This is a genomic window from Streptomyces sp. NPDC033165 (genome assembly GCF_055577965.1).
Genome location: NZ_JBVIPK010000016.1, coordinates 1 through 14,953, shown reverse-complemented (window position 1 = coordinate 14,953; position 14,953 = coordinate 1). Strand labels below are relative to the sequence as shown.

At 70.7% G+C, this 14,953-nt stretch carries 16 protein-coding genes and 2 pseudogenes; 11 read left to right on the top strand and 7 right to left on the bottom strand.

Annotation, left to right across the window (positions count from 1 at the left end; all coding sequences use genetic code 11):
- Positions 1–132: 132 nt before the first annotated feature.
- The gene (locus ACZ5WC_RS28650; protein ID WP_468543523.1) at positions 133–1,626 is read left to right on the top strand and encodes an LVIVD repeat-containing protein; all 1,494 of its coding nucleotides are present in this window, start codon (positions 133–135) and stop codon (positions 1,624–1,626) included.
- 220 nt (positions 1,627–1,846) lie between these two features.
- On the opposite strand, the gene ACZ5WC_RS28645 is transcribed toward ACZ5WC_RS28650, so the two are convergent.
- The 5 genes from ACZ5WC_RS28645 to ACZ5WC_RS28625 form a co-directional block, all read right to left on the bottom strand.
- Positions 1,847–2,026, bottom strand: a complete 180-nt coding sequence (locus ACZ5WC_RS28645) for a hypothetical protein (protein ID WP_468543522.1) — start codon at positions 2,024–2,026, stop codon at positions 1,847–1,849.
- Positions 2,027–2,083: 57 nt separating this feature from the next.
- The gene (locus tag ACZ5WC_RS28640) at positions 2,084–2,818 is read right to left on the bottom strand and encodes an HAD family hydrolase (protein ID WP_468543521.1); all 735 of its coding nucleotides are present in this window, start codon (positions 2,816–2,818) and stop codon (positions 2,084–2,086) included.
- A 77-nt stretch (positions 2,819–2,895) separates the two neighbouring features.
- Positions 2,896–3,606, bottom strand: coding sequence for a phosphatase PAP2 family protein (locus ACZ5WC_RS28635; RefSeq protein WP_468543520.1), 711 nt, complete (start codon positions 3,604–3,606; stop codon positions 2,896–2,898).
- A gap of 61 nt (positions 3,607–3,667) precedes the next feature.
- Positions 3,668–4,603 carry a M56 family metallopeptidase gene (locus ACZ5WC_RS28630; RefSeq protein ID WP_468543519.1) on the bottom strand — a complete coding sequence of 312 codons (936 nt, stop codon included), beginning with the start codon at positions 4,601–4,603 and terminating at the stop codon, positions 3,668–3,670.
- Positions 4,604–4,701: 98 nt separating this feature from the next.
- The gene (locus ACZ5WC_RS28625; protein WP_468543518.1) at positions 4,702–5,307 is read right to left on the bottom strand and encodes a DUF5134 domain-containing protein; all 606 of its coding nucleotides are present in this window, start codon (positions 5,305–5,307) and stop codon (positions 4,702–4,704) included.
- A 191-nt stretch (positions 5,308–5,498) separates the two neighbouring features.
- On the opposite strand from ACZ5WC_RS28625, the gene ACZ5WC_RS28620 reads away from it, so the two are divergent.
- Positions 5,499–6,047, top strand: a complete 549-nt coding sequence (locus tag ACZ5WC_RS28620) for a GNAT family N-acetyltransferase (protein ID WP_468543517.1) — start codon at positions 5,499–5,501, stop codon at positions 6,045–6,047.
- A 53-nt stretch (positions 6,048–6,100) separates the two neighbouring features.
- Here the strand turns inward: ACZ5WC_RS28620 and ACZ5WC_RS28615 are convergent, their stop codons facing one another.
- Positions 6,101–6,784, bottom strand: coding sequence for a glycerophosphodiester phosphodiesterase (locus tag ACZ5WC_RS28615; RefSeq protein WP_468543516.1), 684 nt, complete (start codon positions 6,782–6,784; stop codon positions 6,101–6,103).
- 293 nt (positions 6,785–7,077) lie between these two features.
- Here ACZ5WC_RS28615 and ACZ5WC_RS28610 point away from each other — a divergent pair, with 293 nt between their 5' ends.
- The 5 genes and pseudogenes from ACZ5WC_RS28610 to ACZ5WC_RS28590 all read left to right on the top strand — a co-directional run bounded on the left by ACZ5WC_RS28610 (position 7,078) and on the right by ACZ5WC_RS28590 (position 11,469).
- Positions 7,078–8,475 (top strand): DUF6421 family protein, encoded by a 1,398-nt coding sequence (locus ACZ5WC_RS28610; RefSeq protein WP_468543515.1) that lies wholly within the window; start codon positions 7,078–7,080, stop codon positions 8,473–8,475.
- A gap of 26 nt (positions 8,476–8,501) precedes the next feature.
- The gene (locus tag ACZ5WC_RS28605; RefSeq protein WP_468543514.1) at positions 8,502–9,269 is read left to right on the top strand and encodes an SDR family NAD(P)-dependent oxidoreductase; all 768 of its coding nucleotides are present in this window, start codon (positions 8,502–8,504) and stop codon (positions 9,267–9,269) included.
- Positions 9,248–10,327, top strand: a complete 1,080-nt coding sequence (locus ACZ5WC_RS28600; protein WP_468543513.1) for a threonine aldolase family protein — start codon at positions 9,248–9,250, stop codon at positions 10,325–10,327. Before ACZ5WC_RS28605 ends, ACZ5WC_RS28600 begins: the two co-directional genes overlap by 22 nt.
- A 183-nt stretch (positions 10,328–10,510) precedes the next feature.
- Positions 10,511–10,705: pseudogene (locus tag ACZ5WC_RS28595) on the top strand (transglutaminase); the annotation flags it as partial.
- A 71-nt stretch (positions 10,706–10,776) separates the two neighbouring features.
- Complete coding sequence (locus ACZ5WC_RS28590; protein ID WP_468543512.1) at positions 10,777–11,469, top strand: B3/B4 domain-containing protein; 693 nt, start codon at positions 10,777–10,779, stop codon at positions 11,467–11,469.
- Positions 11,470–11,496: 27 nt separating this feature from the next.
- Here the strand turns inward: ACZ5WC_RS28590 and ACZ5WC_RS28585 are convergent, their stop codons facing one another.
- Positions 11,497–12,219, bottom strand: a complete 723-nt coding sequence (locus ACZ5WC_RS28585; RefSeq protein ID WP_468543511.1) for a lysophospholipid acyltransferase family protein — start codon at positions 12,217–12,219, stop codon at positions 11,497–11,499.
- A gap of 231 nt (positions 12,220–12,450) precedes the next feature.
- Between ACZ5WC_RS28585 and ACZ5WC_RS28580 the strand changes: the two genes are divergently transcribed.
- The 4 genes and pseudogenes from ACZ5WC_RS28580 to ACZ5WC_RS28565 all read left to right on the top strand — a co-directional run.
- Complete coding sequence (locus ACZ5WC_RS28580) at positions 12,451–12,777, top strand: TlpA family protein disulfide reductase (protein ID WP_468543510.1); 327 nt, start codon at positions 12,451–12,453, stop codon at positions 12,775–12,777.
- A 196-nt stretch (positions 12,778–12,973) separates the two neighbouring features.
- Positions 12,974–13,483: a flavin reductase family protein gene (locus tag ACZ5WC_RS28575; protein ID WP_468543509.1), complete on the top strand. Its 510-nt coding sequence runs from the start codon at positions 12,974–12,976 to the stop codon at positions 13,481–13,483.
- Between the two features lie 201 nt (positions 13,484–13,684).
- Positions 13,685–14,470, top strand: a complete 786-nt coding sequence (locus tag ACZ5WC_RS28570; RefSeq protein ID WP_468543508.1) for an electron transfer flavoprotein subunit beta/FixA family protein — start codon at positions 13,685–13,687, stop codon at positions 14,468–14,470.
- Between the two features lie 58 nt (positions 14,471–14,528).
- A pseudogene (locus tag ACZ5WC_RS28565) lies at positions 14,529–14,953 on the top strand (electron transfer flavoprotein subunit alpha/FixB family protein); the annotation flags it as partial.

The window sequence follows — 14,953 nt, the reverse complement described above, 5'->3', positions numbered from 1 at the left end:
CACGCTTCCACACAGCAAAGATCGGAAACTTCCGGCGCGTCCATGTTGCCATCTGTTGATGTGTACATGAGAGGGGCGATACTGCCCGGGTCCGTGAACCGTTCGACCCGAACGGATACAAGGGAGGACGCAGTGACCTCGTTGCACACCACCCGCGTGCGGCGCAGACGCCTGGGCGCGGTTGCAGCCGCAGCCGGACTCCTCGCCACGCTGCTGACGGCCACCACAGCGGCCGCGACGCCCGACCCGGGCGATGCCCCGGCCGAACGCGGTTCCGTCACCACCAGCGAGCAGGCCGAGGCCAGGGCGGCGATAGCCGCCGGTGACATACCCGGCGTGGACGAGATCGTCCACAGCTCGAACATCAAGCACCTGACGAACGTGCCGAAGGGCGACCTGAAGGGCACCAACACGGACCTCGCGTTCCAGGGGAAGTACGCCTACGTCGGCAACTACGACGGCTTCGTCATCTACGACATCAGCAAGCCGAAGAAGCCGAAGACCGTCGCACAGGTCCTCTGCCCCGGCGCGCAGAACGACATCTCGGTCTACGGGAACCTGCTGTTCCTGTCGACCGACTCCTCGCGCAGCGACAACTCGTGCTCCAGCACCTCCCAGCCCGCAACGGAGAAGTCCTCCTGGGAGGGCATGAAGATCTTCGACATCAGCGACAAGCGGCGTCCGGAGTACATCGCGGCCGTCGAGACCGCCTGCGGCTCGCACACGCACACGCTGGTGCCGGACGGCAGGAAGAACGTGTACGTGTACGTCTCCTCGTACTCGCCCAACGACGCGTTCCCGGACTGCCGGCCGCCGCACGACGGGATCTCCATCATCAAGGTGCCGCTCAAGGCGCCGCAGCGGGCCCGGGTCGTGAACTTCCCGGTGCTCTTCCCGGACGGCGGCAACCCGGGGGCGCCCGAGAACCCGGGTGTCTCCAAGACGACCGGCTGCCACGACATCACGGTGCTGCCGTCCAAGGACCTGGCCGCCGGCGCCTGCATGGGTGACGGCCTGCTGTTCTCCATCAAGGACCCGGAGCGCCCGAAGATCATCGACCGCGTCCAGGACAACGTGAACTTCGCGTTCTGGCACTCGGCGACCTTCAACCAGGGCGCGAACAAGGTCGTCTTCACCGACGAGCTCGGCGGCGGCGGCGCGGCCACCTGCAACGAGGAGATCGGCCCCGACCGCGGCGCCGACGGCATCTACGACATCGTGGGCAAGGGCGACAAGCGCAAGCTAGTCTTCCGCAGCTACTTCAAGATCGACCGCCACCAGGCCGACGTCGAGGTCTGCGTCGCCCACAACGGCTCGATCATCCCGGTGAAGGGCCGCGACCTGATGGTCCAGGCCTGGTACCAGGGCGGCATCTCCGTATGGGACTTCACCGACTCGGCCAAGCCCGAGGAGATCGCCTTCTTCGAGCGCGGCCCGGTCACCCTCGACCGGGTCACCACGGCCGGTCCCTGGTCGGCGTACTACTACAACGGTCACATCTACTCCAGTGACATCGCCAAGGGCTTCGACGTACTGAAGCTGAAGGACCGGCGCACCGACCCGGCGAAGCGGGTAAGGCTCGACAGGCTCAACGCGCAGACGCAGCCGGACTACTTCGACCGCTGACCCGTCGGCGGGCTCCGCGGAACACGCGGCGCGCAGTCCGGGGCCGGTGTCTTCCGTGAGGTTCTCCGCCCGGGAGGCACCGGCCCCGCCGTGTGAGCGCAGGAAATTCATTGACCGGTGAGCCGGGCCGGGACATGCTGGATGCGCCCGGATCCGGCGACGCGGGGGATCGCCGGATCGGGCGCTTTTCGCGCGTACGGTCATAGGGGCCCGAAGGCCGTCAGGCGGCGGTCCGGCCGGTGTCACCGGTGGCTGCGGCCCACTCCACCAGCAGCCGCTGGTATTCCCTCTCGTCCTGCGGCGTCAGCCGGCCGCCCGCGCGCTGCCAGAGGTCGCGGATCTCCGCATTGACCTCGGCAGTGGAACGCACGGAAACGGACGACGACGACATCGGGGGCATGCCCCCAGGCTACGGCCACGACCCGCCCCTAATACCCCCTCCGCGGCAGGATATGCCTCACACTCCGGACCGGCTGCCGTTCTCCGTGCTGCCGCCCCGGGGCGGCACGAGCCCCAGCGCCCGCAGGCCGTCCGGCCGCCCGGCCACCGGCAGGTGGTCCACGAACCGGACCTCGCAGCCCACGGCCGCCGCGCCCCCGTCGGCCCCGCGGTCGTCACCGACCATGACCACGTCCGCCGGATCCCGGGCGATCAGCGAGCAGGCGGTCCGGAACAGCCCGGCGGCGGGCTTCTGCATCCCGTGCTCGTAGGACAGGACATAGGCGTCGACCAGGGCGTCGAGCCCATGGGCGCGAAAGACGGGGCGCAGGTCCCAGCCGATGTTGCTGACCACCCCGATGGCGATGCCCGCCCGCCGCAGCCCCTCCAGCACCTCCGCCGCGTCCGGGTAGGGGCGCCAGGCGTCCGGCAGCATATGGCGGTCGTAGAGCGCTTCGTACAGTCCCGGATCGGGCAGGGCGACCTGCCGGGCCAGACCCGTGTACGCCTCGCGGTGCAGAGCGGCGCCGAGGTCCCGCCGGGCCATCACCCCGGCCAGCCGCTCCGGCACCCGGACCGGCGGCGGACCGCCCGGCAGGGCGCCGGCGGCCGAGAGCTGACGCACGTACCGCTCGAAATCCTCCGGCGCCACCTCGGTGCCGCGCTCGCGCAGCACGGTCGCGAGCCAGTCCCGGACCGGCTCGATACGGAACAGGGTTCCGGAGAAGTCGAACAGCACACCCTTGACCACCATGGTGCGATCCTTCCCGGTACGCTCCCGCGCCGACAAGACCGCCTTGGGCCGGGTCCGCTGCGGTGTTCGAGGGTTCCTCAGAGCCGGGAAGCCCGAGCCGCTCCCACCGGGTCCCGGCGCGCCGCATCCCGCGCGTACCCGGCGGCGCACAGAGCCACCGCGGCCACCCCCAGCAAAGCGCCGCCCACGACATCGCTCAGCCAGTGCACCCCCAGAAACACCCGGGTCACCGCCACGCCGGCAGCCGAGACCACCGCCACGGCCAGCGCCGCACCCCACACCCCGGGGCCCGTGCCGTACAGCCGCAGCAGCCAGACCAGCAACCCGCAGCTGACCACCGCCGTCATGGCGTGGCCGGAGGGGAACGCGGAGTAGTGGGCCGTGTCCACCGGGTCGGGCCACCGCGGGCGCTCGCGCCCCACGGCGGTCTTCAGCCCCTGCTGGAGGAGGGAGGCGAGCACGCTCGTCGCGGCCACCCGGAGAGCGAGCAGCCGCGCACCCCGCCACCACAGGGCGAGCACGGCCACCGCGATCAGGAGGCGCATCGTCCAGGGGTCCCACACCCAGTCCGTCAGCACCCGGCTGACCCGGACCAGCCCGGGATCGGCCACCGCCTCCCGGTGCAGGGCCTCGGCGACCGTGCGGTCCAGGGACAGCAACGGGGGCCACCGCGCGGCCACCAGGGCGAGCAGCGCCAGGGCGGCCGCAGCGGCGACGGACGCGGTCCACAGCGCGGCGGTCCGGGGTCGGGGCAGGGGCTGCGGCGGGGAGACTCGGAAGGAGCGCATGGGGGCGATCCTCGCGGAGGATGCGGCCCGAAGCCCGCCCCGCCCCGCCCCCGGCGTACTCCTAGCCCAGTGCCCGCAGCCCCGGAACGAACGCCACGACCAGCGGAATCACCGGCACCAGCGCCGCCGCGGCCGTCAGGCGCAGCCGACGGCCCGCCGTCAGACGCTCGACCGGGGTCAGCAACCGGTTGACGCGCAGCGGGACTTGGGCGTCCGGTGTGGGGCAGGGGCCGAACACCCCCCGGTCCTCGTTGAGTCCGACCAGGGCCAGCGCGGTCGTGAGCCGGCCGAAGCGGCGTGACGCCACGTCGTCGGCGGCCAGTTCGACCAGCCGGTGCATCTCGTCGCGGAACGCGGCGAACACCGGGACCTGCGGGAAACCCACCGCCAGCGCCGACGAGCAGTGCAGCAGCCAGTCGTGCCGCGCCTGGGCGTGGCCCTGCTCATGGGCGAGCACGGAGTCCAGCTGGCGGCCCTTCAGGCGGCTCAGCGCGGCGGTGGTGATGACGAGTTGCGGCGCCGTACCGGGCAGCCACCAGGCGTCGGGGCGCTCGCCCTCCAGCACCACGAGGCGGTCGGCGCCCGGTTCCTCGCCCGGCAGGAGAGGGGAGCGGACCAGCAGCTCGGCCCTGCGCTGCCTGCGCCGCTGCCGTGCCCGCCGGATCTCCCTCAGCAGCATCGCGCCGCTCCAGAGTCCGCCCAGCGCCAGCAGCACCGCGATGACCGCCGACCACGGGCCGTACGCCGCCAGGGCGTACGCCTCGACCACGGCGTGCGGGGCCGGGGCGAAGACATGGCCGCGCACCGCCTGCCAGGCGGCCGCCGCGCTCAACGTCATGGACAGGGCGAACGAGACGAGGACCCCCGCCACCACGCACTGCCAGACCCACAGGGCCACCACCGGCTCGCGCTCCGGCCACTGGGCGCGCGCCATGAGTCGCGGGGTCACCAGAGCGGTCAGTGCACCGAGCAGCAGCAGCGCGAGGGAGACCAGCATGGCCTCAGACTATGAGGGGCGGGTCTTCCATTGGTATGGCTGCGACCGGCAAGTGACGCAGACCACGGTTTGCCGGGGCTTCTGTCCCACTTCCCGTCTCACAGGGTGAGCAGCATGGCGAACATGGCGATGCCCATCGTGAGCCGCCAGGCCGCGGTGAGCCCGGAGCGCTCGTCCCTACCGCTCCCGAATCCTCCGGGCCCGCGCCCGGCGACGCGCACCGCTCCGCCCGGCGCGGCGGCCACGGGCAGCAGCCGCCCGGCCGAACTCAGTACGTAGAACGCGTAGTAGACGAGCAGCGCACCCGTCAGCGCCGGTATCCCCCCGGCACCGCCCGCCGCCCCGTGTCCGGCATGCCCGACCCCGCCGCCTCCCGGGACTGCCGGTGCCATGGTGATCGCCATGTAGACCATGGCCAGCGAGCCGACCAGGTGGTGCAGGTGATGGCCGCCGCCCAGGGCGGGGCGCAGCGACCGCAGCGCCGAGGTGCCGAAGAGCACCGCATACACCGCCCACGCCCACTCCGGGGGCGGCAGCACCGCGGCCGGTACGGCCATCGCCGCCATGCCGAAACCCATCAGCGCCTCCGCGCGCGCGGCGCGGCGCTCCGCCGGGGTCCCCGTACGGGCGTGCCGCAGGCAGTAGGCGCCGCTCACCGCGCACAACGCCAGCAGCAGCCAGCCGACCAGGGTTCCTCCGTGCACGGCGCGCATCCCCCTCGGACGTACGGCACTCCTGCGGGTCGACTGGTCGATGCCCGGGCGATCGCCGCCGAACCCGGCGCACAGGGGTGTGAAGGGGGTGCGCCGGGGCCCGGGAGGGGCGCTACAGGCCGCGCTACTCTCGATCGCACGCACGGCAGCGGAGAGGCCGCTGAGAAACGGAGAGCGCCACCATGGACACCGCCCCGCCCGCCGACTCGGCCCGGCTGACCTTCCGCGACGCGACCGGGGACGACGTCCCGGCACTGGTCGCCCTCATCGAGTCGGCCTACCGCGGGGACTCCAGCCGCACCGGCTGGACCACCGAGGCCGACATCCTCCAGGGGCAGCGGACCGACGAACAGGGAGTGCGCGAGGTCCTCGACGCCCCGGCGGGACGGCTCCTCGCGGTCGAGCGGGACGGCGAGCTCGTCGCCTGCTGCCAGCTCGAACACCGGGGCGACACCGCCTACTTCGGTATGTTCGCGGTGCGTCCCGGCCTCCAGGGCGGCGGACTCGGCAAGCTGATCATCGCCGAGGCGGAGCGCACCGCGAAAGAGAGCTGGGGCGTCGGCGAGATGCACATGACGGTGATCTCGGTGCGCGAGGACCTGATCGCCTGGTACGAGCGCCGAGGCTACCGCCGTACGGGAGAGCTCACCCCGTTCCCGTACGGCGACGAGCGCTTCGGCATCCCGCAGCGCGACGGACTGGCCTTCGAACTGCTGGTCAAGAGCCTCTGAGGCGTGCCCGGCGTGCCCGGCGTGCCCGGCGTGCCCGGCGTGCCCGGCCGGGCTCAGGCGGTGAAGCGGCCGGTGCGGCGGATCTCCGGGAAGTCGGTGGTCGCGCCGTCCAGCCCCAGCGCCCGCGCCAGGCGCAGCTGGTCCTGGGTGTTGACCACCCAGCCGATCACCTTCACGTCCTCGGCGTGCGCCTGTTCCACCACCTCCAGGGTGAGGCGGCGGATGTTCAGCGCGAGCGTCGCCGCGCCCGCCGCCTTCGCCCGGTCCACCACGTCCGCGCCCCAGCGGCTGGCGATGAGCACCGTCCGTACGCCGGGCACCAGCCGGGCGATCTCCACGACGGCCTCGTCGTGGAACGAGGAGACCTCCACGCGTCCGACGAGATCGCGCTCCAGCATCACGTCCGCCAGCGCGCGGGCCGCCGCCACATCCTTGATCTCCGCCTGGAGCGGCGCGGAGATCGCCTCCAGCACCTCTTCGAAGACGGGCACCCGCTCGCCCTGACCCGCGTCGAGCTCGCGCAGCTCCGCCAGGGTCTTGGCCGCGATCGGCCCGGTGCCGTCCGTGGTGCGGTCGACGGCGGCATCGTGCATGACGGCGAGTGCGCCGTCCTTGCTCAGGTGGAGGTCCAGCTCGATGGCGTCCATCCCGGACGCCTGCGCGCGGACGAAGGAGCGCAGGGTGTTCTCGGGCTCGACACCCATCACTCCGCGATGACCCAGGGTGAGAAAAGACAAGGCGACCTCGTTTCCGTCGGCGGTTGTCCGCCAACTGCTCCTGCCCGCGCGGAGGTACGGCAATACGGCACTGGGGAGGGTAACGGCCGGGGCTCCCGATGTCTGCCGCCGTGCGGGCCCGGTCGGCGGGCTCCCGCAGCGACTGCGGGAACTGTGCGTCTGTCCGGGGTGTAACAGGAAAAACAGCGGTGACCATGGGGGTGCGCAGGATAATTTTCAGGGCCCCCCTTGTCGGGAGGAACCCTGCACGGCTACGGTGGCTCCACGCGAGGTTGTCCCGTGGAGGAAGTGTTATGACGGAAATTCTTGTGCACGACGCCACCGAAGGCGAGATAGCTACGGCCCAGCGGGTGGTCGAGCACCCGGCCTGGCCTGTGCTCAAGGGTGCCGTCGAGGAGATCCGCCCCTGGCAGTCCAAGGACGGATCGATCGACTTCGAGGCCGAGGGCGCCCCGTCCCCCGCGACCGTCGAGCGTGCCGTCGAGCGCGTGATCGGCGCGGTCGAGGAGCTGTCCCCGCTGCTGCCGCACGACGCCGACTACCACCGTGCGCTCGTCACCGACCTGCGCCGCTGGGCAGCCGACGGCTTCCGCGTGCCGGACTTCCTGGACTCGCTGCTCGCCTTCCAGCCCGCGAAGAACCGCGCCGACGGCCTCCAGCACCTCGTCGTCTTCGCGATGTACACGCAGAACGGCAACCCCGACCGCAACCTCGAAGCGGTCGTCCTCAAGATGGTCTGGCCGGAGTGGCTCGCCGACCTGGAGGCGAACCGCTACGACAACCCGCTCTTCTGCGGCATCACCTTCGAGGACTTCACCGCCGGGTACGACACGAACTCCGCGGTCCTCTTCCCGGAGACCATCGCCGTGCGCGAGGCCCCCGAGCGCTTCAGCTGGGGCGGCATCTTCTGCGACCGCGAGGCCGCCCGCTTCCGCCGCGTCACCGAGGCCTCCGTCGACCTGCTCGGCCTGGAGCTGCCCGACGACATCCGCGAGATGATCGGCGACCAGCAGCGCTGCGAGCAGGCGTTCGTCCTGTGGGACATGGTCCACGACCGCACCCACAGCCACGGTGACCTGCCGTTCGACCCCTTCATGATCAAGCAGCGCCAGCCGTTCTGGATGTACGGGCTGGAGGAGCTGCGCTGCGACCTCACCGCCTTCAAGGAGGCCGTGAAGCTGGAGTCCGAGGGCAACGCCCACGGCCGTGACGTGCAGTACGCGGTGCTCTTCGACCGGATGTTCCGCTTCCCCGTCTCCGGCGAGCGCGTCCGCAACTACGACGGCCTGGGCGGCCAGCTGCTCTTCGCCTACCTCCACAAGCACGACGTCGTCCGCTGGACCGACAACACCCTGAAGATCGACTGGGACCGTGCCCCGCAGGTCACCAACCAGCTCTGCGCGGAGATCGAGAAGCTCTACCGCGACGGCATCGACCGCCCCAAGCTGGTCCACTGGTTCGCCGCGTACGACCTGGTCTCCACCTACCTCGCGCCGCACCCGGGATCCCGCTGGGCCAAGGGCCCCGACGCCCTCGACCTCACACTTCCCCCTCGCAAGCTCGTCGACGACGTGCTTCCTGACGAGTTTCCCCTGAGCATGTTCTATGAGGCGCTCGCCAAGAAGCTGAAGCATGTGATTGCCTCCACCAAGGGAATCACCGCGGCGAACGACGAGCGGGCAGCCGCGTGAACCATTCTCCTGAGGAGGCGGTGGCCATGAACGGAATCGGTACGGGCGGCGGGACCGGTGCGCTCGAAGGCGCCGTGGTCGCGGTTGCCGGTGCGGCCGGACCGGCCGGCCGCGCGACGCTGCTGCGGCTCGCCGAGGCCGGTGCGACCGTCGTCGGCTGCGACGCCAACCCCGAACGGCTCGCCGAGGCTGTGGACGCCGCGCGGTACGCCCACGGTGGAGCCACCGTCACCGGCGAGACCGTGGACCTGCTCGACCTCGACGCCACCCGCGACTGGGCCAAGCGCACCGAGGCGGAGTTCGGCCGGATCGACGGACTGGTGCACCTCGTCGGCGGCTGGCGCGGCAGCGCCACCTTCGAGGAGACCGCCCTGTCCGACTGGGACGCGCTGGAGAAGCTGCTGATCCGCACGGTCCAGTCGACCTCGCTGGCCTTCCAGGAAGGCCTTCAGCGCAGCGACCGGGGCCGGTATCTCCTGATCAGCGCCGCCGGGGCCAGCAAGCCCACCGCGGGCAACGCCGCCTACGCCTCCGCCAAGGCCGCCGCCGAGGCATGGACCCTCGCGCTGGGCGACGCCTTCCGCAAGGCCGGGGGCGAGGAGGGGCCGCGTACCGCTGCTGCGATCCTGGTGGTCAAGGCACTGGTGCACGACGCGATGCGCGCCGAGCGCCCGAATGCGAAGTTCGCGGGCTTCACCGACGTCACGGAGCTGGCCGAGGCCATCGTCGGCGTCTGGGAGCAGCCCGCCACCGAAGTGAACGGAAAGCGCCTGTGGCTGACCCCGCAACCGTAAGGACCGACGCCCGACGTCACCATGATCCGCAGGTACGCGGATTCGCCAGTGACAACTACGCGGGCGCGCACCCCGAGGTCCTCGCTGCCATCGCCCTCGCCAACGGCGGCCACCAGGTCGCCTACGGCGAGGACGAGTACACCGGCCACCTCCAGCGGATCATGCACAGCCACTTCGGGCCCACCGCCGAGGCCTTCCCGGCCTTCAACGGCACCGGGGCCAACGTGGTCGCCCTCCAGGCGCTCACCGACCGCTGGGGTGCGGTCATCTGCGCCGAGTCCGCACACATCAACGTGGACGAGGGCGGGGCCCCCGAGCGGATGGGCGGCCTCAAGCTCCTCACCGTGCCCACCCCGGACGGCAAGCTCACCCCCGAGCTCATCGACCGGCAGGCGTACGGCTGGGACGACGAGCACCGGGCCATGCCGCAGGTCGTCTCGATCGCCCAGAACACCGAGCTGGGCACCGTCTACACCCCCGACGAGATCCGCGCCATCTGCGACCACGCCCATGAGCGCGGCATGAAGGTGCACCTCGACGGGGCCCGGATAGCCAACGCGGCCGCCTCCCTGGACGTGCCGATGCGGACGTTCACCAACACGGTCGGCGTCGATGTGCTGACCTTCGGCGGCACGAAGAACGGGGCCCTGTTCGGCGAAGCCGTCGTCGTCCTGAATCCCGACGCGGTCCGGGCGATGAAGCATCTGCGCAAGCTCTCCATGCAGCTCGCCTCCAAGATGCGCTTCGTCTCCGTCCAGCTGGAGGCGCTGCTCGCCAAGGACCTCTGGCTGCGCAACGCCCGGCACGCCAACGCCATGGCCCAGCGGCTCGCGGAGGGCGTCCGGGCGATCGACGGGGTGGAGATCCTCTACCCGGTCCAGGCCAACGCCGTCTTCGCCCGGCTGCCGCACGCGGTCAGCGAACGGCTCCAGAAGCGCTTCCGCTTCTACTTCTGGGACGAGGCGGCCGGGGATGTCCGCTGGATGTGCGCGTTCGACACCGGCGAGGACGACGTCGACGCCTTCCTCCAGGCGTTGAAGGAAGAGATGGCGCGTTAGTCGCCCCCTCCTTCCGTATGGCTATGCGGCCGACCGTAGATTGATGGATCTGCGGTCGGCCGCTTCGTGCGCTCTGGGACATGGAGCCGACCCCGCAGTCCTCGGGCATCTCCCTGTACCTGGGTGCCGACGAGGCCATCGACCACGAGCACCCGCGCGTCACCTGGGGGGCCTCCGGCGTCCCCGCGGGGAAACAAGCCGGGCATCGACGCGCAGTTCTCCCTGGAGGAGGAGCGGTTGGCCTGGACCGTGCGCGAAGAGTCCAATGAAGTGGACTATCCGATAATCTATGCTGCATCAGCGTCCGCGGTCCTCCATGCGCTCAGAAGCGCCCGGGACCGCGTGGAGCTGTGGCGGATGCTTCCGGCCGGCCTCTGAACGCCGCCGAACGCACCGAACCCCTCCACCGCACCCATTCCCCCCGGTCACGGCCCAAGGTAAGGCAGACGATGTCCCTCACGTTCACCGTGTCCGACGAGGTGCGCACGCTCGCGCCGGGCTTCACCCACCTCGCCGTCGAGGCGCGCGGCCTGGTCAACGGCCCCAGTGACGCCCGCAGCTCCGCCCTGCTGGACGCCGCCTCCCGCAGGCTCGCCGAGCGCCTGGAGGGCCGCGCCCCGCACGAGGACCCGCGCATCGCCGCCTGGCGCGAGACCTACACGGCCTTCGGCGCCAAGCCCTCCCGCACCCGCAATTCGGCCGAGGCGCTGGCACGGCGCGCCCTCGCCGACGGCGGGCTGCCCCGGATCAACCTCCTCGTCGACGCCTACAACGCGATCAGCGTCGCCCATCTCGTCCCGGTCGGCGGCGAGGACACCGACCACGTCAAGGGCGGCATGCGGCTGATCCGCGCGACCGGCGACGAGCCGTTCCCCACCGTCGCCGGGGGAGCGGAGACGGTGGAGTACCCCGAGCCGGGCGAGGTCGTCTGGTGCGACGACGAGGGCGTCACCTGCCGCCGCTGGAACTGGCGCCAGGGCGTGCGCACCCGGCTCACCGAGGACTCGGTGAACGCCGTCTTCCTGCTGGAGGGCCTCGCGCCCATGACGACCGGCGATCTCGACGCCGCGGGCACCGAACTCGCCGAGACCCTGGAGCAGCTGAGCCCCGGGGCGCGGATCACCGTCCACGCCGCGCAGTGATACCCCCCGTCATCGGCGGGAGTGCCGTCAGCCCGCCTCGCGCACCTGGGCGGGCGTCGGGGCCGTACCGCCGAGGTGGGCCGGCACCCACCAGGTGTCGCTCGCGTCCTTCGGGCGCACCGGGTAGGCGCGCTGGGCGGCCTCCAGGAGCTCCTGCACCCGCTCGCGCAGCCGCCGGGTGATGGCCCCCGCGTACTGGTCGGCGGGCGCCTCCACGGGCTCGCCGACCCGGATGGTGATCGGGATGTGGCTGCGCTTGAAATTGCGCGGCCGCCCCTTCGTCCAGATCCGCTGCGTGCCCCACAGTGCCATCGGGATCAGCGGGACCCCGGCCTCCTGGGCGAGGCGCGCCGCGCCCGACTTGAAGCTCTTCAGGGTGAACGACTGCGAGATGGTCGCCTCGGGGAACACCCCCACGATCTCACCGGATCGCAGCGACTTGAGGGCGTGGGCGTACGCGTGCTCGCCCTGGTCGCGATCGACGGGGATGTGCTTCATTCCCCGCATCAGCGGACCGGAGACCTTGTGCCGGAAGACCGATTCCTTCGCCATGAACCGGACGAGCCGCTTCTGCGGCAGGGCGCCCAGGCCGGTGAAGATGAAGTCGAGGTAGCTGATGTGGTTGCTGACCAGCACCGCACCACCGGTCTTCGGGATGTGCTCCGAACCCTGAGTGTCGATCTTCAGGTCGAGCGCCTTGAACAGGGTGCGAGCGGCGCCGACGACCGGTCGATAGACGAGTTCTGCCATCTGGTGAAGACCCTTCTTCAGTGCCTGGGGAGGGTTCTCCCGGCGGAAGTTACGCAGCCGTAGGTTTTCGGCATTGTGGCGATGGTGCCCCATGTGGGAGCCGGTGGCCAGTCCCGGCGGGCTCGGGCTGCGAGATTCTCGTCACGTGTGCGCCCCCCGGGAGCTGCGGGAATGTCCGGAGGGCGGCCGGTGCTGACCCCTTGCGAAGAGCTCTGATCGAGGAGGCACCACGTGGACGGCCGGAACGGCGCACAGCGCCTCGACGCATCCCAGCTCGGCGCGGAACTGGGGGAACGGGCGACGCTCGTCCAGTTCTCCAGCGCCTTCTGCCAGCCGTGCCGGGCGACCCGCCGCACCCTGGTGGAAGTCGCCGGGATGGTCGAGGGAGTCGCGCACATCGAGATCGACGCCGAGGCCCATCTCGCGCTCGTACGGCGGCTGGACATCACGAAGACGCCGACCGTCCTCGTCCTCGACGCGGACGGCGAGGTGGTCCGTCGTGCGTCCGGCCAGCCCCGGACGGTCGATGTCGTCGCGGCGCTGGGACACGCCATATGACGGACCGTGACGCATGTCGCACCTTGCGGAACTCCCTTGACTGCACCCACCACGCATCGTCAGTCTGACGTTATGCCGCCAGAACTCCTTCTCCACGGCCGGGTCCATGTGGACCTCGCACGCTGCGCGAGTGCGCGCTGTCCAGGTGTCTGAGCACCCACGGACCCGTACGCCTCTCCCGCATAAGGACACGTTCATGACGGCTTCGCCCGACCTCGCCACCTCCCCGGCGGTCACCACGTCCGAGCTCTTCCGCTCCGTCTTCCGCCGCCACGCCGCGGGTGTCGCGGTGATCACCGCGACGGGGGAGCGCCCCGTCGGCTTCACCGCCACCTCGCTGACCTCCGTCGCGGCCGAACCCCCGCTGCTCTCCTTCGGCGTCGGTACGTCCTCCTCCAGCTGGCCCGTACTGGCCGACGCCGAGCACGTCGGCGTCCACCTGCTCGGTGAGCACCAGCGGGAACTGGCCGCGACCTTCGCCCGCAGCGGCGCCGACCGCTTCGGCCCGCCGACGGACTGGGCCCCCGGCCCCGAGGGCGTACCGCTGCTCGCCGACGTGTCGGCCTGGCTGGTCTGCCGTGTCGTGGCCCGTGTCCCGGCCGGGGACCACCGCATCGTGATCGCCGAGGCCGTGGCCGGGGACCCCGCCGGGGCGGGCCGTCCGCTCGTCTATCACCAGGGCCGCTTCACCGCTCTGCGAGACTGACCCCACGCACCCCGTGCACAGATCGGCCGCCGTTGGCAAGGTCACAGTGCACAGCGGTTGCCCAGGGGTAAGAGACTGGGTGTACTGGCGAGTAATATCGGCTCGGAGCCTCGGTCGCCCTGACCGGGAACGGCCCGACATGGCGCCTATGCTGCGTGCAACAAGGCAGCCCAGAAATGACGATGCAGTAGGAGAGCCGGCGTGAGCTTGAGGATCGTTGTCTGTGTGAAGTACGTGCCCGACGCGTCCGGTGACCGGCGTTTCGCCGATGACCTGACGGTGGACCGTGAGGATGTCGACGGTCTGTTGTCGGAGCTGGACGAGTACGCGGTCGAGCAGGCGTTGCAGATCGCGGACGAGGCGGATGATGCGGAGATCACCGTGGTGACGGTGGGTCCGGAGGATGCCAAGGACGCGTTGCGCAAGGCGTTGTCGATGGGTGCGGACAAGGCGGTTCACGTCGAGGACGACGATCTGCACGGTACGGATGTGATGGGGACGTCGCTGGTGCTGGCGAAGGCCGTGGAGAAGACCGGGTATGACCTGGTGATCTGCGGGATGGCGTCGACGGACGGTGTGATGGGTGTGGTGCCGGCGTTGCTGGCGGAGCGTCTGGGTGTGCCGCAGGTGACGCTGTTGTCGGAGGTGGCGGTGAGCGGGGGTGTGGTGACCGGGCGTCGTGATGGTGACACGGCCACGGAGCGTCTTGAGGCGTCGCTTCCGGCGGTGGTGTCGGTGACCGACCAGTCGGGTGAGGCGCGTTACCCGTCGTTCAAGGGGATCATGGCGGCGAAGAAGAAGCCGGTTCAGTCGCTGGATCTGGGTGATCTGGGTCTGGAGGCGGACGAGGTGGGTCTGGCGGGTGCGTGGACGGCGGTGGATTCCGCGACGGAGCGTCCGGCGCGTACGGCGGGCACGATCGTGAAGGACGAGGGTGAGGGCGGCAGGCAGCTCGCTGAGTTCCTCGCGGGTCAGAAGTTCATCTAACCCCCGCTCCCTTTCCTCTTCCTCTTCCTCTCTCGTTTCTCGTCTGGAGTGCGTTGTCATGGCTGAAGTTCTTGTTCTTGTCGATCATGTGGACGGTGCGGTCCGCAAGCCCACGCTGGAGCTGTTGACGCTGGCCCGTCGGATCGGTGATCCGGTCGCGGTGGCGTTGGGTGCTGGTGCGGAGGCGACCGCGGGGGTGCTGGGTGAGCACGGTGCGGTGAGGGTTCTGGCGGCGGATGCGCCGGAGTTCGCCGAGTACCTGGTGGTGCCGAAGGTGGATGCGTTGCAGGCGGCGTTCGAGGCGGTCTCGCCGGTGGCGGTGCTGGTGGTGTCCTCGGCCGAGGGCAAGGAGATCGCTGCCCGTCTCGCGGTGCGGGTCGGTTCGGGTGTCATCACCGATGCCACGGATCTGGAGGCCGGTGAGGAGGGTCCGGTGGCGACGCAGGCGGTGTTCGCTGCTTCGTACACGACCAGGTCCCGGGT